This window comes from Aliidiomarina shirensis (assembly GCF_003987345.1).
GTDB classification, from domain to species: domain Bacteria; phylum Pseudomonadota; class Gammaproteobacteria; order Enterobacterales; family Alteromonadaceae; genus Aliidiomarina; species Aliidiomarina shirensis.
Map to the genome: position 1 here is coordinate 1 of NZ_PIPP01000004.1, position 25,432 is coordinate 25,432.

20 protein-coding genes and 1 tRNA gene are annotated in these 25,432 nt (G+C 46.2%); 11 read left to right on the top strand and 10 right to left on the bottom strand.

Annotation, left to right across the window (positions count from 1 at the left end; translation table 11 throughout):
* Positions 1-522 precede the first annotated feature (522 nt).
* The 4 genes from pssA to rluD all read right to left on the bottom strand — a co-directional run bounded on the left by pssA (position 523) and on the right by rluD (position 5,858).
* The gene (pssA, locus tag CWE13_RS09210) at positions 523-1,350 is read right to left on the bottom strand and encodes a CDP-diacylglycerol--serine O-phosphatidyltransferase (protein WP_126808014.1); all 828 of its coding nucleotides are present in this window, start codon (positions 1,348-1,350) and stop codon (positions 523-525) included.
* 135 nt (positions 1,351-1,485) lie between these two features.
* The gene (gene clpB / locus CWE13_RS09215; protein WP_126808016.1) at positions 1,486-4,059 is read right to left on the bottom strand and encodes an ATP-dependent chaperone ClpB; all 2,574 of its coding nucleotides are present in this window, start codon (positions 4,057-4,059) and stop codon (positions 1,486-1,488) included.
* A gap of 99 nt (positions 4,060-4,158) precedes the next feature.
* Entirely contained in the window at positions 4,159-4,893 is a 735-nt protein-coding gene (pgeF, locus tag CWE13_RS09220) for a peptidoglycan editing factor PgeF (protein WP_126808018.1), read from the bottom strand.
* A complete protein-coding gene (rluD, locus tag CWE13_RS09225; RefSeq protein WP_126808020.1) occupies positions 4,890-5,858 on the bottom strand; it encodes a 23S rRNA pseudouridine(1911/1915/1917) synthase RluD in 969 nt (322 codons plus the stop codon). The genes pgeF and rluD overlap by 4 nt, the downstream gene beginning before the upstream one ends.
* Before the next feature lie 138 nt (positions 5,859-5,996).
* Between rluD and CWE13_RS09230 the strand changes: the two genes are divergently transcribed.
* Positions 5,997-6,722 carry an outer membrane protein assembly factor BamD gene (locus tag CWE13_RS09230; RefSeq protein ID WP_126808022.1) on the top strand — a complete coding sequence of 242 codons (726 nt, stop codon included), beginning with the start codon at positions 5,997-5,999 and terminating at the stop codon, positions 6,720-6,722.
* Between the two features lie 21 nt (positions 6,723-6,743).
* Here the strand turns inward: CWE13_RS09230 and glnB are convergent, their stop codons facing one another.
* From glnB to CWE13_RS09250, 4 genes are all read right to left on the bottom strand, one after another.
* Positions 6,744-7,082 carry a nitrogen regulatory protein P-II gene (glnB, locus tag CWE13_RS09235; protein ID WP_126808024.1) on the bottom strand — a complete coding sequence of 113 codons (339 nt, stop codon included), beginning with the start codon at positions 7,080-7,082 and terminating at the stop codon, positions 6,744-6,746.
* Positions 7,083-7,087: 5 nt separating this feature from the next.
* The gene (locus CWE13_RS09240) at positions 7,088-8,737 is read right to left on the bottom strand and encodes an NAD+ synthase (RefSeq protein ID WP_126808026.1); all 1,650 of its coding nucleotides are present in this window, start codon (positions 8,735-8,737) and stop codon (positions 7,088-7,090) included.
* Between the two features lie 88 nt (positions 8,738-8,825).
* On the bottom strand, positions 8,826-9,350 hold the full coding sequence (locus tag CWE13_RS09245; protein ID WP_126808028.1) for a DUF1285 domain-containing protein: 525 nt from the start codon (positions 9,348-9,350) through the stop codon (positions 8,826-8,828).
* A gap of 9 nt (positions 9,351-9,359) precedes the next feature.
* Positions 9,360-9,965, bottom strand: a complete 606-nt coding sequence (locus CWE13_RS09250; RefSeq protein ID WP_126808030.1) for a LuxR C-terminal-related transcriptional regulator — start codon at positions 9,963-9,965, stop codon at positions 9,360-9,362.
* A 293-nt stretch (positions 9,966-10,258) separates the two neighbouring features.
* On the opposite strand from CWE13_RS09250, the gene CWE13_RS09255 reads away from it, so the two are divergent.
* The 3 genes from CWE13_RS09255 to pdxH all read left to right on the top strand — a co-directional run bounded on the left by CWE13_RS09255 (position 10,259) and on the right by pdxH (position 13,741).
* A complete protein-coding gene (locus tag CWE13_RS09255) occupies positions 10,259-12,037 on the top strand; it encodes an amidohydrolase (protein WP_126808032.1) in 1,779 nt (592 codons plus the stop codon).
* Between the two features lie 45 nt (positions 12,038-12,082).
* Entirely contained in the window at positions 12,083-13,039 is a 957-nt protein-coding gene (locus CWE13_RS09260) for a DUF3369 domain-containing protein (protein ID WP_126808034.1), read from the top strand.
* 63 nt (positions 13,040-13,102) lie between these two features.
* Entirely contained in the window at positions 13,103-13,741 is a 639-nt protein-coding gene (pdxH, locus tag CWE13_RS09265) for a pyridoxamine 5'-phosphate oxidase (RefSeq protein WP_126808036.1), read from the top strand.
* Here pdxH and CWE13_RS09270 read toward each other — a convergent pair.
* Complete coding sequence (locus CWE13_RS09270) at positions 13,730-14,791, bottom strand: Ldh family oxidoreductase (RefSeq protein WP_126808038.1); 1,062 nt, start codon at positions 14,789-14,791, stop codon at positions 13,730-13,732. The two genes, pdxH and CWE13_RS09270, sit on opposite strands and share 12 nt — an antisense overlap.
* A gap of 121 nt (positions 14,792-14,912) precedes the next feature.
* Here CWE13_RS09270 and CWE13_RS09275 point away from each other — a divergent pair, with 121 nt between their 5' ends.
* The 7 genes from CWE13_RS09275 to aceA all read left to right on the top strand — a co-directional run bounded on the left by CWE13_RS09275 (position 14,913) and on the right by aceA (position 23,952).
* Positions 14,913-15,926 (top strand): ATP-dependent 6-phosphofructokinase, encoded by a 1,014-nt coding sequence (locus CWE13_RS09275; protein WP_126808040.1) that lies wholly within the window; start codon positions 14,913-14,915, stop codon positions 15,924-15,926.
* Between the two features lie 51 nt (positions 15,927-15,977).
* The gene (gene speB / locus CWE13_RS09280; RefSeq protein WP_126808042.1) at positions 15,978-16,895 is read left to right on the top strand and encodes an agmatinase; all 918 of its coding nucleotides are present in this window, start codon (positions 15,978-15,980) and stop codon (positions 16,893-16,895) included.
* The gene (speA, locus tag CWE13_RS09285; RefSeq protein WP_126808044.1) at positions 16,892-18,808 is read left to right on the top strand and encodes a biosynthetic arginine decarboxylase; all 1,917 of its coding nucleotides are present in this window, start codon (positions 16,892-16,894) and stop codon (positions 18,806-18,808) included. The genes speB and speA overlap by 4 nt, the downstream gene beginning before the upstream one ends.
* Before the next feature lie 145 nt (positions 18,809-18,953).
* Positions 18,954-19,029 (top strand) — tRNA-Phe (locus CWE13_RS09290).
* Between the two features lie 308 nt (positions 19,030-19,337).
* Positions 19,338-20,786 (top strand): sodium:proton antiporter NhaD, encoded by a 1,449-nt coding sequence (nhaD, locus tag CWE13_RS09295; protein ID WP_157980955.1) that lies wholly within the window; start codon positions 19,338-19,340, stop codon positions 20,784-20,786.
* A gap of 197 nt (positions 20,787-20,983) precedes the next feature.
* A complete protein-coding gene (gene aceB, locus CWE13_RS09300; protein ID WP_126808048.1) occupies positions 20,984-22,585 on the top strand; it encodes a malate synthase A in 1,602 nt (533 codons plus the stop codon).
* A gap of 41 nt (positions 22,586-22,626) precedes the next feature.
* The gene (gene aceA, locus CWE13_RS09305; RefSeq protein ID WP_241973670.1) at positions 22,627-23,952 is read left to right on the top strand and encodes an isocitrate lyase; all 1,326 of its coding nucleotides are present in this window, start codon (positions 22,627-22,629) and stop codon (positions 23,950-23,952) included.
* 56 nt (positions 23,953-24,008) lie between these two features.
* Here aceA and CWE13_RS09310 read toward each other — a convergent pair whose 3' ends face one another.
* Entirely contained in the window at positions 24,009-25,370 is a 1,362-nt protein-coding gene (locus CWE13_RS09310; protein WP_126808050.1) for an amidohydrolase family protein, read from the bottom strand.
* Positions 25,371-25,432 lie beyond the last annotated feature (62 nt).

The following is a 25,432-nucleotide window of genomic DNA, read 5'->3' on the forward strand; positions in this document are numbered from 1 at the left end:
GTATAAAAGTAAACTTTCATACCTGCCACCGAAATGGCGTTTGGTTGATGCTTTTCTTGCGCAAGTGCCCACACAGATTACTTGGCTTGATATATTGTTAAAGAACGTTTGCTCGGCTCAGTGGAGCGCGTAGCAGGGAAGCGAATTTTACGCGACCCAGTGAAGAAGTCAAGAGCTTGATTTCATTTTTTATCAAATCATTTTGCTTGGTTCTTACTGGCTGCCACCTCGGTGACAACGGAGGCGAATTATATAGATCATATTTGATCGCGCAACCCCCAAATATGCTTTTTTCTTTAAAAAAGACTCGTTCGCTCGAACTTTCACCAAGTACAGATCATTTCGCGAACAAAGCCTCCGTTTTGATACATTTTATCAACAAAAAGGCCCGCTCTTTTTCAAGAGCGGGCCATAGATTCTTGTTCATATTTTGAGATGTAACTTATCTTTTTGGCTAATATATCTATTCAGCAACGTAAAACAGGCGATTCTCTAAGTTAGTTATTCTAACTTTGCTACAAACTAATCTTTATTCTTTTCACCATTAGCCGAGTCGGTTGCCTTCACATTCTCGTCTTTGCTGTGGTTGGTTGGTGTATCGATATCATCTTTCTGGTCACCGAGCACGTGCTCAAGTTTCAACTTGTTTACGTTTTTGATTGTCATTACCGGGCCGGATACCGCGTAAGCAGTAAACAATAGAAACAACACGAGAGCCGGTTCAGTTGCAACAATAACAAATACAAGCACCACTAAAAGGATAACGAGGAAGTTAACCTTGCCTCGCCAATCAACATCTTTAAATGAATGGTACTTAAAGTTGCTCACCATCAAGAGGCCACAAGCGATGGTAAATAGCACTACTATTAGGCTCACACTTTCAGGATCAAAATCGTATTTCGCACCAACCCAAACTAAACCAGCCACGATAGCTGCTGCGCTTGGGATAGCTAAACCTTGAAAATACTTTTTATCTGCACTTGCACTAGCGGTATTAAACCGAGCCAGCCTCAATGCACCACCTGCCACGAAAATAAATGCAGCCAGCCAACCTAACTTACCCACATCATGTAGCGCCCAGTTATAAGCTACTAACGCTGGTGCGATACCAAAGGAAACGATATCGGCCATACTATCGTATTCGGCACCAAACTCACTTTGAGTATTCGTTAAACGAGCAACCCGCCCATCGAGACCATCAAATACCATAGCAACAAAAATGGCAATTGCCGCTAACTCAAAGCTTCCATTCATCGAGGCAACAATGGCATAAAAGCCTGAAAACAAACCAGCGGTTGTCAGCAGGTTTGGTAACAAATAGATACCGCGATGTTTATTCTGGTCTGGCATAGTTTTTCCTGTGATTACAAAAAGAATCTTATCCGTTAGCTTCAAAGCATATCATATTTGCCTACTATATATAAAAAGCGCTACCCAGAGATAGCGCTTTTCATTACGAGCGATGTCATATAGAACAACACTTGGTTACTGCTTGAGTACCAATCCTTCTTCCCCAGCATCCACTTTAATAACCTTTCCTGGTATCAAAGTTCCTGCAAGAATTTGTTGTGCCAACGGGTTCTCCAATTCATTTTGAATAGCGCGCTTCAAAGGCCGGGCACCGAAAATAGGATCGAAGCCAACTTTTGCAAGCTGAGTAATTGCCGCATCGGATACATCAAGTTTGTAATCTCGGCTTTCTAGACGATCGAACAAACGCTGCAACTGAATCTTAGCAATTTTATTCAAATGTGAATCCGCCAGTGGATGAAACACAACCGTTTCATCAATTCGATTAAGAAACTCAGGTTTAAACGCAGTTCGAAGAACATCATTTAACATCGCTTTCATTTCTTCGTATTCAACTTCGCCGGCATGCTCTTGAATTAAATGGGAGCCTAAATTCGAGGTCATGATGATTACGGTGTTGCGAAAATCTACCGTACGCCCTTGGCCGTCGGTAAGCCGCCCATCATCAAGCACCTGCAACAAGATATTAAACACATCAGGATGTGCTTTCTCCACTTCATCAAGCAATACTACCGAATATGGGCGACGGCGCACTGCTTCCGTTAAATAACCACCTTCCTCATACCCAACATATCCCGGAGGTGCACCTACAAGCCGAGCAACACTGTGCTTTTCCATAAACTCCGACATATCAATTCGTACCATTGCATCATCGGAATCAAACATAAATCGAGCTAGTGCTTTGCACAGTTCCGTTTTACCCACCCCAGTAGGGCCAAGAAATAGGAACGAACCCGTAGGTCGATCCGGGTCGCTTAAACCCGCTCGCGAGCGGCGAATTGAATTTGCTACTGCAACCACAGCTTCATGTTGACCAACAACCCGTTGATGCAAATTATCTTCCATATGAAGAAGCTTTTCACGCTCACCTTCCAGCATTCTTGCTACAGGAATACCTGTCCATCGCGCAAGCACCTCAGCAATTTCTTCATCGGTAACGCGATTTCGCAGCAATGTCATCTCTTGAATTTCCGCGCTTAACGCTACTTCTAACTGGCGTTCTAAATCTGGAATTTTTCCATATTGAAGCTCGGCCATGCGATTAAGATCTCGAGCCCGATTGGCTATTTCAAGATCATTTCGCGCCTGATCCAACAGCTCCTTTATATGTTGGTGCCCTTGCACCGCCATTTTCTCGCTATTCCACACGGTTTCTAATTCTGCGTATGAACCTTCGAGTTCACTTAGTTCATTACTCAACGTTTCTAAGCGCTTTTTACTCGCATCATCTTTCTCTTTCGCCAGCGCCTGCTGTTCAATTTTTAGCTGAATGATTCTACGTTCAAGGCGATCCAACTCCTCAGGTTTTGAATCCATTTGCATGCGAATACTAGAGGCGGCTTCATCAATGAGATCTATCGCTTTATCTGGCAGCTTACGATCACTGATGTAACGATGAGATAACGTTGCCGCCGCTACAATAGCGGGATCGGTAATCTCAACAGAATGATGGAGTTCATATTTTTCCTTCAAGCCTCGAAGGATCGCGATCGTATCTTCAACAGAAGGCTCTTCTACTAGAACCTTTTGGAAGCGGCGCTCGAGAGCTGCATCTTTCTCAATGTATTTTCTATACTCATCCAACGTGGTAGCGCCAACACAATGAAGCTCCCCGCGTGCTAAAGCTGGTTTCAGCATATTGCCGGCATCCATTGCACCTTCCGCTTTACCGGCACCCACCATGGTGTGCAGCTCATCGATGAATAAAATAACTTGCCCTTCTTCTTGCTGCAGCTCATTCAAAACCGCTTTTAAGCGCTCTTCAAATTCCCCACGGTATTTTGCGCCAGCTAACAGTGCACCTAGATCTAATGAAAGTACGCGTTTGCGCTTTAAGCCTTCAGGCACTTCGCCGTTAACTATACGCTGGGCCAACCCTTCAACAATGGCGGTTTTACCCACCCCTGGTTCACCTATCAGCACTGGGTTGTTCTTCGTACGCCGCTGCAGCACTTGTAAAGTTCGGCGAATTTCCTCATCCCGGCCAATAACCGGATCAAGCTTGCCCTGCTCAGCACGCTCAGTTAAATCAATTGTGTATTTCTGCAACGCTTGGCGTTGCTCTTCAGCGTTTGCATCATCAACACTTTGCCCTTTCCGCAAATCTTCGATTACCTTTTCTACCTGCTTAGTCTGCACACCCTGTGATTTAAGAAGGGCGCCAAGCTTGCCTTTATCTTCCGTTGCCGCAAGAACAAATAACTCACTCGAAATAAAACTATCTTTCCGTTTCTGCGAGAATTTATCGCATAAATTTAATAAGTTAGCGCTATCCCGAGAAATTTGAACGTCGCCACCAGTGCCCTGAACTTCGGCTACACTATCGAGAATTTTAGTTAGCTCAGCTCTAAAGGTGGCAATGTTAACACCAAGTTGCTGGAGCAACGGCCGCACAGAACCGCCATCTTGGTTCATGAGGGCAAGCATAATATGCACAGGCTCAATAAACTGATGATCACGCCCAAGCGCCATTGATTGGGCCTCCGCGATAGCGGATTGAAATTTACTTGTAAAACGTTCCATACCCATGATTTACCTCACTGAAAGCATAAAGTAATGCCAATACAAGTAATGTGGGTATGTTTTCTGCTATTTCAAGGATGTTTAGGAAGGATTGTAAAGAATTATTTACGTGCGCCAGATCAATGTAGCCATGCGCCCCGTTTTACCATCGCGGCGAAAAGAAAAGTAATCCAAAGGCTGGTTATAAGTACATTCACCGCCGCCTGACACGGATTGCACTCCATGAAGCTGCAGCTGCTGGGTAGCTATCGCATATATATCTGCAAGGTATTTCGCACCATAAGGCCGAAATGCATGCGCTAAATCACTATGTAACGACAGCATTGCAGTACGTACATCTTCACCGACTTCAAATGCATTAGGCCCAATGGCAGGACCAAGCCATGCATGTATCTTATTTTTAGGAGATTTAAATTCTGCGAGCGCATGCTCTAAAATATTACTCGCCAAGCTGCGCCAACCACAATGAACTGCGGCTAACTCTTGCCCATCTTCACTAGCCAGTAATACGGGCAAACAATCCGCCGTCATTATTACCAAAGGTGTGTTCGCACAATCGGTATATGCCGCATCCCCCTCAGGTATATCTTTACAGCCATTTTCTGAGATGCGAATTACACCGTTGCCATGCACTTGATTCAGCCAGCAAGGTTGCTTTGGAAGTTTTAAGTATCGCGTTAATCGCTTCCGATTCGTTTTTACTGCCGCCGGCAAATCATGCACATGCGCCCCTAAGTTCAAACTTCCGTAAGGGGCTACGCTCACTCCACCACTGCGTTGGCTACTAAAGCCATGAACTTTGTCAGCTATGGGCCAGTTCGGCAGTAAACCACGAATCATACTTCTTTATGTTCCTTCAAATCAGTTCGCAATGCCGCTAACAAGTCCTGCATATCATCAGGCAATGGCACTTCCCATTCCATTAGCTCCCCCGTTCTTGGGTGCTCCAACGCTAATCGAATAGCATGCAAAGACTGCCTAGTGAATCCTCGCAATAGCGTAATAAAAGTTTCGCTTGCTTGCCGAGGAGGTCTTGGCCGCCCGCCATACTGCGGATCACCAACAAGTGGATAACCTAAGTGAGCCATGTGCACGCGTATTTGGTGCGTCCGGCCACTTTCTAATCTTAAGCGTAACCGAGTGTGCGCGCGAAACCGTTCCGCTACCCGATAATGCGTTACCGCCGGCTTGCCTGATCGCGTAACTGCCATTAACGTGCGCTTTGTTGGGTGCCGGCCAATCGCCGCGTCCACAGAACCACCCGCGGTCATAACACCGGTACAAACCGCTTCATACTCACGGGTAATTTCCCTCGCTTGCAAAGCAGCCACTAAGGCCGTGTAACTTGGCAATGTTTTCGCCACCACCATTAAACCTGTGGTTTCTTTATCCAACCGATGCACGATACCAGCGCGTGGCAATTGCTCAAGGCTAGTACAATGATGCAACAACGCGTTCAGCAAGGTTCCATCAGGTGTACCGGCGCCAGGGTGCACCACCAAACCAGCAGGTTTATTGATAATTAAAATATCATCATCTTCATAGATAACGTTTAAATCAATAGCTTCTGGTGCCGAGAAAACCTCCGGCTCAAGCGTTGCTTCAAGCACAACCTCTTGACCTGAAATAACTTTTTCGCGTGGCTTTGTTACTACTTCGCCATCTATCCGAACATTACCTTCTTGAATCCAAGTTTTTAAACGCGAACGCGAAAAATCTGGGAACAATTCTGCTAATGCTTGGTCCAATCTCGCACCTAGAAGGTGATCAGCAATAATTGCTGTTTGTTTCACATAGTCTGTCATAGAACCTGCGTTATGCATCCTCGTGCTGTGCATCGTTGCTTTAGTACGTTACAATCTGGAATTAGTACCTAGTGTACTTCAGATGATGATAAACATCCCAGGGAATTCAACGGAAAAATAAAAGAGATCAGGTTAATCATGAGAGTAGTTCTTTCGATCGCCATCTGCGCAGTGTTATTTTTAAGCGGATGTTCATCTCGCTCAGACGACAATATACAACGTTCTGAGCTAGAAAATTTATACGAATTATCACAAGATTATTTGCAAAATGGGCGCTTCGCCGATGCGGCAACGTTATTAAGCCAAATAAATGCGCGTTACCCTTTTGGCCCATACGCACAGCAAATTCAACTCGATTTGATTTATGCGCAATATAAGGTAGGCCGACAAGATCAGGCGCTTACGGTTATTGACCGCTTTTTATCATTAAATCCAAATCATGCGGATAACGATTACGTTCGTTACATGCGTGGGCTTGTGCACCTTCAAGCCGAAGGCGCATTTTTCCAAGATGTATTTGGTGTCGATCGTAGTGATAGAAACCCAGTTTATGCCGAGCGCGCGTTTGATGATTTTGCTGAGTTAGTGCAACGTCATCCCGACAGCAAGTATGCCGCTGATGCACGCCAGCGCATGGTATGGATTCAATCTCGCTTAGCTAAACATGAACTTGCGGCAGCGGAATACTATTTACGCCGGGAAGCCTACATGGCAGCAGCGCGGCGCAGCGTTTACATTGTGGAGAATTTCCCCAACGTAATCGAGGCCAAGCGTGCACTAGAAATCATGGTAGCCAGCTATGAAGCGCTAGATTTAACGCAAGAAGCGAATGATGCACAGCAGGTGTTGAACGCTAACTTCTAAAATAATGGGCGCTATTTAAACTTAAATAGCGTCCTCATTTTCTTCCCCAGTACGAATTCTTATCACCCGCTCCACCGACGAAACAAAGATCTTCCCATCACCGATTTTGCCGGTTTGTGCCGTTTCAATAATAGCCTCTACACAACGATCCAGATCATCATCGGCAACTACAATTTCAAGTTTCACCTTCGGTAGAAAATCAACCATATACTCAGCGCCACGATACAGTTCGGTATGGCCACGTTGGCGGCCAAACCCCTTAACTTCAGAAACCGTCATCCCGGCAATACCTACCTCCGATAATGCAGCGCGCACGTCATCGAGTTTGAAAGGTTTAATGATTGCTTCAATCTTTTTCATAGAAGTTAACCTTCGTTCTTAGCAAATGAATTCATCAATGTATGCACATAATGATTCGTTATTGGATAGCGGCGATCTTTATTGAAATTACGCCGAGTTACTTTCGGCCCTACGGCTCCTTGGCGCCGCTTATATTCGTTTCGCTCGATTTTACGAATAATATCTTTTACTAACGTTTCTGAATATCCCAAAGCAACCAAATCTGCAATCGAAAGATCACGCTCTGCATACCCATCAATAATCTCGTCCAACACCTCATAAGGCGGCAAAGAATCTTGGTCTTTTTGATCCGGCGCTAATTCTGCCGAAGGTGCTCGGGTAATAACACGTTCAGGAATTGCGGGGCTGTCTTTTGGGTTCAGTGTATTTCGGTAAATTGAAAGCTGATACACCAAACACTTCGGCAAATCTTTAATCGGTGCGAAGCCACCACACATATCGCCATAAAGCGTGCAGTAGCCAACCGCTAGCTCGCTTTTATTACCCGTGGTTAACAACAAACTGCCGTGCTTATTCGATAACCCCATCAAAATTACCCCACGGCAGCGTGCTTGCAAATTCTCTTCTGTAGTATCCCGTTCGGTATTCCCAAACAATGGCGTTAACGTTTCCATGAAACTATTTACCATAGGTTCAATAGGAACAATGTCGAACGCACAACCTAAGGTTTTCGCTTGTGCTTCGGCATCAGCCACACTGATGTCAGCGGTGTACCGGTATGGCATCATAACTGCGCGAACTTTGTCACCACCCAATGCATCCACCGCAAGGGCAAGCGTTAATGCCGAATCGATACCACCGGAAAGACCAAGTAATACACTCGGGAAACCATTTTTTTGTACGTAATCGCGGAGCGCCAGCACCAGAGCCTGATATATGCTCGCGGAATTGTCTGGCACGGTAGGTAGCTTTTGTTTAACCGGTTGTACACCATCGAAGTGAGCCGTTACTACCGCTTCTTCACAATGTGGTAAATGCACAGCAACATCACCGCTAGCATCGAGCACCACCGAGTTGCCATCAAAAATCAACTCATCTTGCCCACCCACGGCGTTCACGTACACCAAAGGCAGTTGTGTCTCCTTACAGCGGGCCGAGAGAACTTGCAGGCGCTGCGAATACTTATATTCTTCAAACGGGGAGGCGTTTACCGACACCAGAATTTGCGCGCCAGCTTCCCGAGTTTGTCGTGCAGCCTCAGGGCTCCACAAATCTTCACAAATCAATAACCCGATACGCACGCCTTGCAATTCAACTACTACCGCTTCATCGCCTGGGGTAAAATATCGGTTTTCATCAAAGACACCATAATTCGGAAGCTTCCGCTTATGATAAGTGGCTACTTGTCGCTTATTAGAAAAAACCGTTAATGCATTCCAGAACGTTTCGCCATCGGTTTGCGGATGCCCAACCGCTACGGCCACATTCTCAGTGGCAGCAGAAATCTCATCGAGAGCTGAGGATACTACTTGGTATAAATCGGGGCGGTAGAGAAGATCTTCAGGCGGATATCCCGTTATCGCTAACTCTGGGAAAATAATTAGATCAGAACCTTCATGTTCAGCGATAACTGCCAATATTTTTTCTTTGTTCGCTTGAATCGCACCCACGGTAAGGTTTAATTGCGCCAAGGTAATATTTAACGGTAAGTGCATGCCGACATCCAATTCCAAGCAAAGGGAGATGCGCTAAGTGCGCTCTAATGCTGCGAATAATATAGTAACCTCAAGCCCCTCGCAAACTTCAGCAAGGTGCGAGTAGAAAACGGCTATCACCACTGGCTAAATAAAAACCCGGATGTTCATCATCCCGTTCTGATTCAGCAATTTCTGCCCATTGATAATATACATTTCGCTGCACCCGAGCCCTGAATTGATCACGCACTATCACTGCAGGTAAATCATTATCAATAACTAGGGGGTGAGATTCGTTGATGAGATAACGCTCATCAACGTTAGTGGATACTTGTAAAAACGGTTTATCGTCTTTTGTAACTTGCTGCCAAGTGGTGATAACAAAGGGCAAATCGTCAACTTGGATGCGAACTTTCTCGGCTGGTGTCACCAGAAAATATTCGCTGCCCTCTCGTTTTAGCACGCTCGCAAACAAACGCACTAATGCGTGCCGACCAATTGGCGAGTTCATGTAAAACCACTGCCCATCGGCCGCTATGCGAATATCGATATCGCCACAAAAAGGTGGGTTCCATTGCTCAACTGGCGCTCTATGCTGATGCTCCAAGCTAGCTTGTAGTTTACCTATGTCCATAATTCGTATTTAGTTTTGGCGCAACAAATACCAAAGTGTTGCTTCGGTGCGATTAGAAACCTTAATCGCTTTAAAAATCGCCGATAAATGCACACGAATGGTACCTTCAGTAATACCAAGGATATTCGCAATCTCTTTATTTGATAAACCCTGAGCGAGAAGCTGCATAATTTCCCGTTGCCGCGGCGACAATTTTCGATCTGCCTCGGTTTGTTTACGATAAGGGAGATCATCAAGCGGTAGATAGGGCTTATCTTGCAATAACCCATGAATGGCAAGTTTCACACTCTCGGCGCTCGCATCTTTACGCAAATAGCTTTGCGCACCCTGAGCGATTCCGGTTTGAATATCCGCTGTAGCTCGACGCCACGTAAACAACACAATATGGGAGTTAGGCGCTAAGCTATGCAGTGTATTCGTAACAAACCGATGATCAGCGTCAGGTAAATCTAATTCAGCGAAAATAAGATCGTAAGTTTCCCCTGAATTAATGTAGCTTTTCGCTACTTCAAGGCTTGTTGCTTCGTAAATTGCAACTGATCCTGGTTGCGAAGTCAGCAAATGAATCAGCCCGGTTCGCGTTAGAAACTGCGGATCAATAATTAAAATCTTCATAATCGCTTGTGCTCTCTACAGTAACAGCAGGTGTTCGGTAAGAAACATGTTGATGGCGAGTTCCCCTCTATTTACACAAACTTTAACAAATATATTAGATAAGTGTTAGCTCTAGGTGTGTAAATAGAGATTATTCGATGCCTTTATGAGATGAATCTCATAGTATTCCTGCAATATCGCGTTCGTACTAGCTAGATTCAATGAATTGAGTGCTTGTTAAATCAGAACCTGTACTGATGGTAAAAAACGAGTATATTAACTATTACAATTTTTTGGCTAACAAAAGGTCCGCAATGAAGGCAATTAAACTTCTTACGAACTGGGTTCAAACAGTTTTTCGCTCTAGCAAACGTATTCGAAACGTCCCGCACCAACTGCTCAGTATTAAGCGTTGCCTTGCTATTTCTGCATCAACACTACTGCTCTTAAGCGCTGCGAACGTGGCAGCAGAGCAACAAGAGCAATTCGCAGACCATACGATTTTCCACAATTTTAATGGTTATACCTTCACGGGTGAACCGGGAAATAACGCACGTCTATTAAGCTTTTCGGTTATGGTCGTTGCCGATGGTAAAATTGTGGAAACTGGAACCAATAGCCTCATCGAACAATACGCAGGCGCGCAACAAATAGATTTGCTCGGCCGCACGGTAATACCAGGATTAATCGATGCGCACGGGCATATTTCCAGTTTAGGCGAGAACTTAACTCTGGTAGATGTGCGCGGAACCACGAGCCGAACGCAGGCTGTTGCCGCAGTTGCAAACTACGCAGATAAGCACCAAAGCCAAGAGTGGATTGTTGGCCGCGGTTGGAATCAGGAGCTGTGGCCAGATCGACGTTTCCCTACTCGGCAAGATTTAGATGAAGTAATTAATGATCGCCCGGTTTGGTTAGTGCGTGTTGATGCACATGCTGGCTGGGCTAATTCGAAAGCTTTGGAAATGGCTGGGATAACGGACGATACTATTGATCCTCCTGGTGGGCAGATTATTCGTGATAGTTCTGGGAAAGCAACCGGCGTATTGATTGATACCGCTATGGCCATGGTGCAAGAAGCACTTCCAGTAGCAACGGATGAAGAGCTAGCCGACATTAACAGTAAAGCATTCCAGCACTTATTATCGCTTGGGATTACCCAAGTTCACGACGCTGGCGTAGACGCTCGCCGCTTACAAATATTTAAAGACCTCGCTGAAGCTGAAGAACTTCCGCTACGTGTAAACGCAATGATAGCGTCGAGTGAGCCTCGGTTATTGGAGCTTCTAGAAGCCGGCACCTTTCGTAGCGACAACGATATGCTACAAATTAACAGCGTAAAAGTTTACGGTGATGGCGCGCTGGGCAGCCGAGGTGCTCGTTTAATCGAACCATATAGCGATGATGCAGAAAACACCGGACTACTCATTAACCCGGAAGATCGTGTTCGAGAATTATTTACGGTAACTCATAATCACGGCTTTCAAATTAATTACCATGCCATTGGCGATTACACGAACCGTTTAGCTTTGGATGAATTTCAGCGGTTAGCAGATTCAGAGCACGATTATCGCCATCGTATTGAGCACGCCCAAATCGTGAGTATGGACGATATACCGCGGTTTTTAGCTCTGAATATCATTCCATCGATGCAACCAACGCATGCCACAAGCGATATGAATATGGCGGAAGACCGCGTGGGCTCTGAGCGCATTGCAGGTGCGTATGCATGGCGCGAATTCTTAGACCAAGGTTCTCTCATTGCCGCTGGTTCAGATTTTCCAGTAGAGCTAGCGAACCCGTTTTATGGCATTCACGCAGCAGTTACACGCCAAGATCGTGATAATCAACCGGTAGAAGGTTGGTATCCAGAGCAACGCATGACCTTGCAAGAGGCATTACGAAGCTTCACGTTAGATGCGGCTTACGCAGGCCATTTAGATAACGTAACTGGCAGTTTGGAAACAGGTAAGTGGGCAGATTTTATTGTTCTTGACCAAAACCCTCTGCGCATTAAGCCAGAAGATTTATGGCGAGTGCGTATCGAGTATACGTTTGTAGCGGGCAAGGAAGTTTATAAACGCCCTATCTAGAGCGGCAAAAGAATATTGCCATCTAAAGTTGTAATGAGGATACCTATGGCAGACCAATTTTTATTTGCCGATGAAGCGGCCGACGCAGAACCAAAAGAGTCCTGTCCGCCGTTTCATATTCTCGTGGTCGATGACGACGAAGAAATTCATGTTATTACAAAAATGGCCTTATCTGATTTCAACCTTGATAAACGCCCTTTAGAATTTCATTCGGCCTACTCTGCGAAAGAAGCAAAAGAAATTCTTGCTACGCGTGATGATTTTGCCCTCATGTTACTCGATGTGGTGATGGAATCGGATCATGCCGGGCTTGAGGTAGCGCGTTGGACCCGAGAAGAACTAAAAAACAAACTCATTCGTATTGTTTTGCGTACAGGTCAGCCTGGGCAAGCTCCGGAAGAGGAAGTTATTGCAAAATTTGATATAGACGATTACAAAGAGAAAACCGAGCTTACCTACCGTAAGTTGATGACACTGATGTATTCAAGTTTACGCGCGTTTCGGGATTTACAGGCTATCGAACACTACAAATCTGGCTTGGAACGCATTATTAAGGCATCCGCTGAAATATTTTCTGCGCAATCCTTAAACCAATTGAGCCAGGGTATCTTAGAACAGCTCGTAGCTTTATTAACGCGCACGCAAACGGCCGCGTATTGCAAACTAAACCCCGAGGGCTACACCGCCAGCGCTGATACCGATCAGCCTTTGCAGATCATTGCCGCAACCGGTGAATACAAGCAGCGTGTAGGCGAGCTTCTGAAAAATAACGATGCCCAAAGAATAGTGAATGAGTTGCGCGAGCGCAAAGAAACGGTTTCCTACGAGATCCATAATGACACCTATTACGGGCTCTATAAAACCTCGCAATCACAATACTATTTATTGTATATCAGGGGTATTGGCGAGCTAAGTGATACTGATAAGCATCTATTAACCTTGTTTATGAACAATACAGCCATTGGTTTCGAGCACGCACTTTTGTTAAACCAATCACGCTGAATCAATTACACTGAATCAATTACGCTGAATCAATAACATTAATGCAGTGAGCAATAAAACATTATGAGTATCGATCAAATTCGTCGAGATTACACACAGCGTTCACTTGAACGTAGCGATCTACAAGCAAACCCGATCAGCCAATTCCAGCAGTGGTTTGATGATACTTTAAATAGCAATTGTGGCACCGATCCAACAGCAATGGTTCTTAGCACTTGTGCAGAGAACCGACCAACGCAGCGCGTTGTGCTGCTGAAAGGAATTGCCGAAAATGGTTTTGTGTTCTACACCAATTATGAAAGCCAGAAAGGCAAACAACTCAGCGCCAACCCTAATTGCAGCCTGCACTTTGCTTGGTTAACCCAAGAACGTCAGATCACTATCACCGGAAAAGCGGAACGTTTATCCATCACGGAAAACACCCAGTACTTTCAATCGCGTCCACGCGCCAGCCAACTTGGCGCTTGGGCCTCTGCTCAAAGTGAAGTGATTGCTGATCGGAAAAGTTTAGAGCAGCGTTTAGCCGAAGTTGAAACCCGTTTTACCGGTGAAGAAGTGCTACCTTTGCCGCCATTTTGGGGTGGCTTTCGTGTCGTGCCTGAAACTATCGAGTTTTGGCAAGGAAGAAGTGGCCGCTTACACGACCGTTTTCGTTATCAACATACCGCAACAGGTTGGCTACTCGAGCGATTACAACCCTAAAGTAGCGGGTAGCTCAACACCCAACTTTTCGGCACAGTGTTGTAAGCGCGGCCAAGTAAGTTCATCAAGGAGCACACCTCGCTCGGCTTGCTCTTTTAACTTTGCAAGCGCACCGCTACCGGGAATTCGAACCGGCTGATTTTTATCGATCGGCTCTGCATTTTTACAGCGTTGCAATAAATCGTCCACTACACGCTCAAACGCCGCTTTTCCAGCAAACGCTTCAGGATCGATAACCTGCACAAATAACGTATTTTGCTCGCCATCATTTATAGCATCAGCCCGCCCATAGCCACTTAGCCCTAATGTCCAAAGCTCACTTTGCAAACACAAACCATAGCCTTTATAACCTAAATCACCACCGCCTAAAGGCAGCAACGCACCGCCATCTTCAATGTAAACTTTCGGATTATTCGTTATTTCACCCGATGCGCTAACAATTGCAGGCCAAGGCAATAATTCCCCGCGATCATATGCTTGCCGCACTTTACCCGCCGCAGTAACCGAGAAACTCATATCTAACAACATCGGATCAGCCGATGTGGGCACACCGATTGCATAAGGGTTCGGCGAAAATACACGGCTAACACCGCCTGCCGGCGCTACACTCGATTGCGCCGGGGTAGCCGCCATCAGATTGACCAAAAGCCCTTTGTCGGTAGCGATTTGTAAATACGCGGCTAAACTCGCAACATGCTCACAACGGCGCACCACAACGGTTCCGGTGCCTGCATGAATCGCCATCTCACATGCCTTCTCAACCGCTAATGGTGCAACATATAAACCCGGTAAAGCATTTGCATCCCACGTTTCCACAGCGGCTCGGCTATTCAGAACCGTAACCTCACCACTTCCAGAGGCCGCGCCGGTTTGAAGCTGCTTTACGTTATAAGGTAAACGGCGCATACCGTGGGTATTAAAACCTAATAAATCCCCCCAAAGTAATGATTGCGCCATAGTTTTTGCGATATCCGCGCGCGCGCCAGCTTTTTCAAAGCAGGACGTTGCAAACTGCAATAACTCAGTTTTTGCTACTCGAACTTGGGTCATAAGCCAACCTTTTAGATAAAAAATATAGTGTAACCGCTAAATCATACTTGGTCAGCGCCCTTTCGTCCGTTAAGCTGTAAGATTAATCAGATTTACGAATACCTGAGGAAAGGAAGAGAAGATGGATAAGATCGCTGTTATCACCAGCGGGGGTGATGCACCGGGAATGAATGCGTGTATTCGAGCCATTGTAAACACCGCATGGCAAGATGATGTGGAAGTTGTTGGCTTTCGCCACGGGTTCCGGGGTATCGCTCAAGATCTCGCGCAGCCACTACATCCCGATGATATGCGCTTGGTAAGTCAGCGTGGTGGAACGTTTTTGAAAAGCTCTCGATATCCAGAGTTTCGCGAAGTTTCCTCAGCCCAGCAGGCCGCCAGAGTTTTAGATAGCCACGGCATCAGCGCACTTATCGTGATCGGTGGTGATGGCTCGTTTCGCGGCGCAGCGCATTTACAAGCGCATTGGCAAGGCCAAGTAATCGGTATTCCGGGCACTATTGATAACGATATCGCCGGAACGGATACCACAATAGGCTTTTCAACAGCGGTTGATACCGCCATGGATGCAATCGATAAAGTTCGAGAAACTGCAGAAGCCATGGCCCGCGTATTTTTAATTGAGGTGATGGGCCGCCATGCTGGTTTTATCGGCTTACACGCAGCCATTGCTGGTGCTGCCGAGGCAATGTTATTACCCGAACTCGAACCGCAACCCAAACTAGCCGATATGGCTGATAATATTCTGCGTGCCCGCGAAGCATTTCCGGATAGCAGCTATATTGTGGTGGTTGCTGAGAACTTATGGCCTGGCGGGGTTCATGAACTCGGCAATAATTTATCCAAAGCAACAGGCGTAACGTGCCACCCTTGCCCGCTCGGCCACATTCAACGAGGCGGTAGGCCGAACGCGCAAGATCGGATACTGGCAATGCAGCTCGGTGCAGCCGCAGTATCTGCTATTCTTGAAGGTAAACGGACAATAATGATCGGCCTAGAACAAGAGCACGTAGTAGAAGTTCCGCTACATTTAACCTTTGCGCGCGATAAGCCGCTTGATCAACGCTTAGTGCAATTGCAGCTGGGCCTACAGGGTGTAAATTTAGCTTCAAAAAGCGCAACGAAAACCGCATAATAGCGGCCCTTTTCACACGGCATAATAAAGTTTCTAAAGGTGGTTAAACAATTGGCAAATATATTCCCTATTTCAGTAACCCTTGATGAGCCAGTGCGCGCCTATTTTGGTGCTGATTTGGCAACCGAAATCACGGCAAAACATACCTATGTTATTGGCTTTGGTTTTGATGGCACTGCCTGTTTTCGTAAAGGCACACGTTATGGGCCTGATGGCCTGCGCGCTGTATCTGAAGATATTGAATCATATTCGCCATATTTAGATTGCGATTTAGAAGATTACGAATTCTTCGATTTAGGGAATTTGCAGCTTGGTGATAGCACTGATGTTGAAACTCAGTGGCATCATGCTAGCGATGATTTTAAAAAGATTTTTAATGACATTGATTTGGCTACGAACCAAGTGAAAGTGTTAACACTTGGCGGCGAGCATTCAATTTCTTATGCGCCGATTGTGAAATATTTGGAACAGTATCCGAATTTAGTATTGTTGCACTTAGATGCCCACGCTGATTTACGTGATGGCTTTACCGGTTACCATTACTCACACGCTTCAATTATCCGCCGCGCACTTGATCATTTCGGCCCGGAGCATGAACTGATTCAATACGGTATCCGTTCTGGCACCCGCGAAGAATACGCTTACATGCGGGAACACAAAACAGTTCGTACTTCGCGGAAAGATTTCCTCGAAAGCGTAGCTGCCATTCCTGCCGATCGGCCAATTTATTTAACCTTAGATTTGGATTATTTCGATCCCTCATTCCTACCAGGAACCGGCACACCAGAGCCCGGAGGCGAAGATTTCCATTCGTTTGTAAGTTTAATTAAGTTATTAAAAGAACGTAATTTTGTTGGCTGTGATGTGGTAGAACTTTCTCCGCAAATCGACCCCACCGGAAATTCAGATGTATTCGCAGCAAAAATTGTTCGCGAATTGTTATTAGTACTTGAGGAGAGCCGCGCATGACACAGCAATGGAATATCGAAGATGCGGAAGCGCTTTACGGAGTAAAACGCTGGGGCGCAGGCTATTTCAGTATCGGCGAGCATGGCAATATTCAAATTTCGCCGAATCATCGTAAGCCCGATGTTTATATTGATATGAACGAAGTGTTAGCTGAAATGAAAGCGGAAGGTATTGAATTCCCAGCCGTAATTCGCTTTCACGACATATTGCGTTCACAAGTTGAAATTATCAATGAAACATTTCGCGATACCATTGAAACGGCCAACTACAGCGGCAAATACGTTGGTGTTTACCCGATCAAAGTAAACCAAATGCGCGAAGTAGTAGAAGAAATTCTTGATGCCGGTGAAGCTTATAACTATGGTCTTGAAGCCGGTTCTAAGCCCGAACTTATGGCTGTGCTGGCGTACAATGAAAACCCAGAAGCGCTCACGATCCTAAATGGCTATAAAGACGAAGATTATCTTACACTTGCACTTCTAGGCCGCCACATTGGCCGCAACATGATTGTGGTAGTTGAGAAGTTTTCTGAACTTGAAATGCTCGTGCGGTTATCGAAGAAATATAAAATCGACCCCATGATCGGCCTGCGCTCGAAAATGATGGTACGAAGCACCGGTAAATGGTCGAGCTCTAGCGGCGATCGCGCAAAGTTCGGCTTAAGCATCGCCGAAATTGTAAACGCGATGGAATATCTGAAAAGCCACGATATGCTGCACTGTGCGAAACTTTTGCACTTCCATATTGGCAGCCAAATCTCCGATATACGCAAAGTGAAAGAGGCCGTTACTGAAGGCGCGCGTTTGTACGCAAAACTTGTACAAATGGGTGTTCCGCTTGAATATCTAGATATCGGCGGCGGTTTAGGCATTGATTACGATGGTAGCAGTACTACTACCGATTCATCGCGCAATTACTCCACCGAAGAATACGTCGCGGATATCGTGTATGGCGTGAAACAAATCTGTGATTTGGAAGAAGTGAAACACCCCAATATCGTGAGCGAAAGTGGCCGCGCTATTACTGCACATCACAGTCTGGTTGTTACCAACGTGGTTGGCGAAGTTAACCCTGGCGCTACCGAGTTTGATTTTAGCGCGGAAGAAGGCGAACACGTTCTTGTGAGCAACATGCGTGAGCTCGTAAACGGCCATGATATTCATCCGCAGGAACGTTACAACGATGCGGCCGCCTACAAGCAAAGCGCTTATGAAGCATTCAAGCTAGGCATTCTATCGATTCGAGAAATGGCGAAGATAGATACGATCTACTGGCGCGTATTAACCGACATTCATCACGGTTTGGATAGCGAAACTCGGCAAATTCAAGAGCTAGAAGAGCTTGAAGATACCTTAGCTAGCCAGTATTTAGCGAATATGTCGATTTTCCAATCGGCAGCCGATACGTGGGCGATCGGGCAGTTATTGCCTATTGTTCCGCTTACGCGTTTGCATGAAAAACCGGAAGTACGTATTTCTATTGCCGATATAACCTGCGATAGCGATGGCAAGATTGGTAAGTACATCGAAGGCAACAGCATTAGTGATAACATTCCGATGCACCGGTTACGCAAAGGTGAATCATATCCAATTGGTATGTTCCTCACTGGCGCATACCAAGATGTTATGGGCGATATGCATAATTTATTCGGGCGCCTCACCGAAGTGCACATTTTCAGCCACGACGACGAGCCAGGCGCTTTCTATATCGAAGAGATTGTTCCCGGGCACTCTGCTGAGAAAGTGCTTGAAACCATGCAGTACAACACTGATTACATGGCGAAAATGGTTAAGAAATCGATTGATAAGCAAATTCGTAAGGGCGCACTAGCACCTCGCGAAGGTGTGCGTTGGAGTGATTTCTACGAGAGTTGCTTAGCGGGTACAACTTACCTTCGTGATGAGCGCAAGTAGCATAAACAGGGAGTTTGCTCAGGAAAAACCGTAGAAATGGGTATTTCCTGAGCAGTTGAACGGCAAACGCCAAAAAGCGGTTGACTTCACCTGCCAGAAAACGTTTAATTGCACCCACATTACGCAGCAGCGTATAGCAAGATTTGCCCGGATAGCTCAGTCGGTAGAGCAGAGGATTGAAAATCCTCGTGTCGGTGGTTCGATTCCGCCTCCGGGCACCATTATTTTAAAGGCCTCGCTAGCAATAGCGGGGCTTTTTGCTTTCTGCCTTGTACCAATTTTGTACCCTAGGTACTCACTCCATAATTCAAAAATACCTACTTTGGCTAATATCTACTGCGGGTATACAAAAACCCCCGTTTTTCTCCTCGCATTTTCTAAAATTTGTGTTAACCTTGCCGCGCTTTTTCTACGGGTTGGCGCAAGAATATCCAATTCTAGCCATCATACTCTCCAAAAAGCTCCCTCCCTTCGAAGTTTAAGCGCGGCCAGCACGCATGTGCATGCCTATTACATGCAGGTTTTAGAAATGAAAATTGCAATAGGAATTTTAGCTCTACTTTTTGGAACATTGTTAAGCGCTCCTGCTTACGCAGCGGTTCCTGAACTCGATATGACCAACACCACCATCGGCTTTTTTGCTCTCGGTATATTTGTCCTAGCTTACATTTTAGTTATGGGCGAAGAAAAGCTGCACATGCGAAAATCAAAACCCGTACTTGTTGCGGCAGGCATCATTTGGATTCTTATTGGCTGGGTTTATACCCAACAAGGTATGCAGGATGCGGCTGAGCATGCATTTCGGCAAACGCTTTTAGAATTCTCTGAGTTAATGCTCTTCTTGCTCGTTGCCATGACCTATATAAACGCGCTTGAAGAACGGCGTTTATTCGATGGTTTGCGTTCATGGCTTATTCGCAAGGGGTTTAGCTACCGTTCTTTATTCTGGATTACGGGCGTGCTCTCATTTGCAATTTCACCTATCGCGGATAACCTTACTACGGCGTTGCTCATGTGCGCGGTTGTTATGAAAGTTGCCGAAGGTGATAAAAAATTCATTGGTATCTGCTGCGTTAACATCGTAGTTGCAGCCAACGCCGGTGGTGCATTCAGCCCGTTTGGCGATATTACCACGCTAATGGTATGGCAAGCTGGCATGGTAGCCGCCCAAGAATTCTTGGTACTCATGGTACCAGCACTGGTGAACTTCCTGATTCCAGCGGCAATTATGAGCTTCTTCATTGAGAACCGGAAACCAGCGGCCATGAGCGAAAGCGTTGAATTAAAACGCGGCGCTTTCCGGATTACCTTCCTATTTTTACTGACGATCGCCACAGCCGTTGCCTGCCATACCTTGCTTAATCTACCGCCAGTGCTGGGTATGATGATGGGCCTTGGTTACTTGCAGTTCTTCGGCTATTTCCTCCGTATGACGCTTCCGGGCTCTTTAGCTCGGAAAAAAGCGATGGCAGAACGAGTTGGCGACCAAGAACGCTTGAAGCGCTTAGGAAGTGTGGTGCCTTTCGATGTATTTAGCCGTGTTTCCAGAGCTGAGTGGGATACCTTACTGTTCTTCTATGGCGTTGTGATGTGTGTTGGTGGCCTCGGATTCTTAGGGTATTTAGGCTTAATGTCTGATTTTCTCTATAACTCGTGGAATCCAACCTACGCAAACGTGGCATTAGGCATGGCATCTGCGGTTATCGATAACATTCCAGTAATGTTCGCCGTACTCACCATGCAGCCTGAAATGTCCCATGGTCAATGGCTTCTTATCACCTTAACTGCAGGTACTGGTGGTAGTTTACTTTCCGTTGGCTCGGCAGCTGGTGTAGCGCTTATGGGGCAAGCTCGTGGCTACTACACCTTTATGACCCATCTAAAATGGGCGCCAGCCATATTCCTCGGATATGTTGCCAGCATTTTTATGCACTTATGGCTAAATTCCAGCACGTTTAACTTGTACGGTATTGTGTAATACCAACATGTTTTACTAAAAAGGCGAACCTCAGGGTTCGCTTTTTTATACCCTTCGCTCCACTATTCAGCAGATTTATGCGGCCTATTTATTCATTGCGTGAATGGCTATAATTTTTTGCATAGATTGGATGAATGTAATTTCTAAGCTCATACTGATTTCGTGTTTAACAATGAACTAACAAATCAGGCTTAATTATGAGCAACCAAACAAATATAACAAACGATCTCGTTTTTACTGAAACCCTGACTCCGGCGTTTCAAGAAATTTTTACCGAAGAAAGCAAAGCATTAATTGTCGAGCTTACGCGTAAATTTAAACCGCGCTTACAAGAGCTGTTAGCCAGCCGATTAGTAGCACAAGAAACTTATGATCAAGGTGCGTTGCCAGATTTCGCCGAGGAAACAAAATCAGTTCGCAACGGTGATTGGCATGTTGCATCGATTCCAAAAGATCTGCAGAAACGTCATTTAGAAATCACCGGCCCGGTGGAACGAAAAATGATCATAAACGCACTCAATGCTGATGTTGATGTGTTTATGGCTGATTTTGAAGATGCGCAATCACCCACCTGGGATGGCCTTATTCAGGGGCAAATTAACCTACGTGATGCCAACCGTGGCACCATCGAACATACCGATCCAACCAGTGGAAAGCAGTACACATTAAAAGAAAACCCAGCTATGTTGATTGCGCGAGTGCGTGGCCTTCATCTTCCGGAAAAGCACCTGCTAGTTGACGGCCAACCGGTTCCCGGTGCCCTTCTCGATTTCATTCTTTATTTCCTCCACAACTACGAATCTAGAGGTGCCAAGGGTAGCGGTGTATATCTTTATGTTCCAAAGCTTCAGCATCATCAAGAAGCGCTGTGGTGGAACGATGTATTTAGCTACTTGGAAGATAAATTAGAGCAACCGCGAGGCACGGTTCGCTGCACCGTACTTATTGAAACACTACCGGCAGTGTTCCAAATGCACGAAATATTGCACTGCTTACGCCACCACATTGTTGGCCTGAATTGTGGGCGTTGGGATTACATCTTCAGCTATATAAAAACATTACGTGCACACCCAGATCGGGTTTTACCAGACCGCCAAGTGGTGAGCATGAACCAGCCATTCTTAAGCGCATATTCTCGCCTGTTGATTAAAACCTGCCACCAACGCGGTGCCTTAGCAATGGGCGGCATGGCCGCTTTTATTCCGAGCAAAAACGAAGCTGAGAACGCTGAAATTCTTACCAAAGTACGAGCCGATAAAGAGCTTGAGTTCAGCAATGGCCACGATGGTACATGGATAGCGCACCCAGGATTAGCACCAACCGTGCGCGATGTTGCGGCTAAATATCTCGGTGATTATCCGAATCAACTCCATGTTACCCGCGATAACGACGCTGAAATTTCGGCGGCTGATCTGCTCGAGCCCAGTGCTGGCGAACGAACTGAAGCGGGTATGCGAACGAATATTCGCGTAGCGCTGCAGTATCTCGCGGCATGGTTATCCGGTAAAGGCTGTGTACCCATTTACGGGCTTATGGAAGATGCCGCAACCGCCGAGATATCCCGCACCTCAATCTGGCAATGGATTCAACATGAGAAAACCCTCAACGATGGCCGAACCGTTACCAAAGCGCTGTTTCGCAGCATGTTGGAAGAAGAAGGCAAGGTTGTTGCCGATGAAGTAGGTGCCGCGCGCTGGCAGAACGAAAACTTCGAAACGGCAAAAACCTTACTTGATGAAATTACCACAGCCGATGAACTCACCGAGTTCCTTACGCTGCCCGGATACCAATATCTATAAAAATCAAAACTTAACTACCTTATTTAACAAGGAATACAACAATGACAACACCAAAGCACATGCAAAAAGAAATTGAAGCACTTGAGCAAAAATGGGCAACTGAGGAACGTTGGAAAGGCGTTCAGCGTACTTATTCAGCAGAAGATGTTATTCGATTACGGGGCTCGCGCAAAACCGCTCACACGCACGCAGAGAAAGGCGCAGAAAAGCTTTGGCGCTTAGTTAATGGCGCCGCACAGGAGAAGTTCGGCAAGAACTACGTAAATGCCCTTGGCGCACTTACTGGTGGCCAGGCGGTACAGCAAGTAAAAGCCGGCCTACAAGCGATTTACTTATCCGGGTGGCAGGTAGCCGCAGATAACAATTCAGCAGCTAGCATGTACCCTGATCAATCGCTATACCCGGTTGATTCCGTGCCAAAAGTAGTCGAGCGTATTAATAATTCGTTTGCGCGCGCCGATCAAATTCAGTGGTCGAAAGGTATTGGCCCAGATGATGAAGGCTATGTTGATTACTTCGCGCCTATCGTTGCCGATGCAGAAGCTGGCTTTGGTGGTGTACTCAATGCTTATGAACTCATGTTGGGTATGATTAAAGCCGGTGCTGCCGGAGTTCACTTTGAAGATCAGCTCGCTTCTGTGAAGAAGTGCGGCCACATGGGCGGTAAGGTGTTAGTACCCACGCAAGAAGCGGTGCAGAAGTTAATTGCCGCGCGCTTAGCTGCCGATGTTTCCGGTACTGATACACTGATTGTTGCTCGCACCGATGCGAATGCCGCTGATTTGCTCACCAACGATGTCGATCCTAACGATACCCCATTCTTAACCGGCGAACGCACCGCCGAAGGTTTCTACAAAGTGAAAGCGGGTATTGATCAAGCCATTTCTCGGGGCTTAGCTTATGCACCATTTGCTGATTTGGTATGGTGTGAAACCGCCAAACCGGATCTCGAAGAAGCACGCCAATTCGCAGAAGCTATTCACGCTAAATATCCGGGCAAATTACTTGCATACAACTGCTCACCTTCATTTAACTGGAAGCGTAATCTCGACGATGCCACTATCGCCAAGTTCCAGCGCGAGCTTGCCGCGATGGGTTACAAGTTCCAGTTTATTACCTTAGCGGGTGTGCACAACATGTGGTACCACATGTTCAACTTGGCTTACGATTATGCTCGTAACGATATGTCAGCGTACGTGAAGCTACAACAGGAAGAGTTTGCTTCAGCCGACCGTGGTTATACGTTTGTGGCGCATCAACAAGAAGTTGGCACAGGATACTTCGATCATGTAACCAACGTTATCCAAGGTGGGGTTTCATCAGTAACCGCGCTAAAAGGCTCTACCGAGGAAGAACAGTTTTCGTAACCTGTTCCGCTGAATAAAAAAGATTGGGGAATTGCTCCCCAATCTTTTCGCTCAGTTTAAAGCGCAGATTCTTGTACTTGCCCTTCCTGTTTATAAACAACGCCTTCCTTCATTACAAAATCAACGCCTTGTAACAAATTGATATAGCGCAGAACATCTCCGCGAACCGCAATAATATCCGCTACTTTTCCCGCTTGAATTGAGCCAAATCGATCTTGCACGCCCATCATCACTGCCGGCCAATACGTTGCCGCGCGGATAGTTTCCATGGCATCAAATTCCATAACATCTACCCACCAAGCCATTTCTTGCCAGGTTGATTGGCAATGAAATTTCATCGGAATACCACTATCCGTTCCAATCAACATAACCACGCCCGATTCTTTCAACTGCGCGATTTTGTTCTTTAACGTTGAGCGCCGTAATGGCGTAAGCTGCATGTAACCGAGTTGAGCGGGCTGCGTAACAGAAGAACGAATATCCGCAATAATATCGGCTGATAAGCCCCGTTCCCAACACGGATCGTCCAACCGCGTAGGGTTCTGCACCGTATTGGTATAGTTCCATAACCCCTCTACCGTGGGCGTCCAAAACAACAAGCCATCGAAGATACCGGTTGCGGTACGCTCGATTAAGGAATCGAGAATATCCTGCGGGTACCCCGGCGCTGTTGTAAGCCCCGTATGTTCGAAGTTATCAATACCGATATCCAAACCAACACGAATTTCGTCCGGTTTATGGGCGTGCCCAACCACTTTCATTCCCAATCGGTGGGCTTCATCTACAATCGCTTGCGCAACCTCTATTTCCATATCATCGTGGTCAATTAACTTAACCATTTCCATGCCTGCTTCGTGCAGTTGTTGCACTCTGCGCTGTGCCTCTGCAACGGTTCTTACTTCCCAGCGATAATCGCGTTGCCACTCAGCTACTTCATGCTGCAAAAAAGGTCCGGACGTATATAAATGCGGGCCAGGTATTCGGCCGCTTTGAATGGCTTCTTTTACGTTTTTAGATGCCGCCAAAGGCGCACCTAAATCACGCGTGCTGGTTACACCCGCGAGAAGCAGTTGCAACGCCGCCGCGGGCATTATTTCACTTTCAAAACGGTCCGAATAAGTAGCATTCCAATGTGGGTAATCGGCGTGCCCAACCAACATTAAGTGAGCATGATTTTCCCAAAGCCCGGGAAGCAAATCATGCCCTCCCATATTAATTTCTCGATATCCTTCTGGAATTGGCAGCGTATCAACAGTACCTACCTGTTGAATAATACCGTTATCAATCAACACCACGCTGCGTAGAATAGGTTCCGCAACGGTACCATCTATTAACCGTCCTCCAACCAACGCGATTTTCTCGGCCTGCGCAGGCCAAGTGCATGCAAGCAATATACAAAAAACGATACCCCGAACCATAAGCACCCCATTGTTATTTTTATTAACGTTAATTCAGCTTAGATCGAATACCTTGATATCAC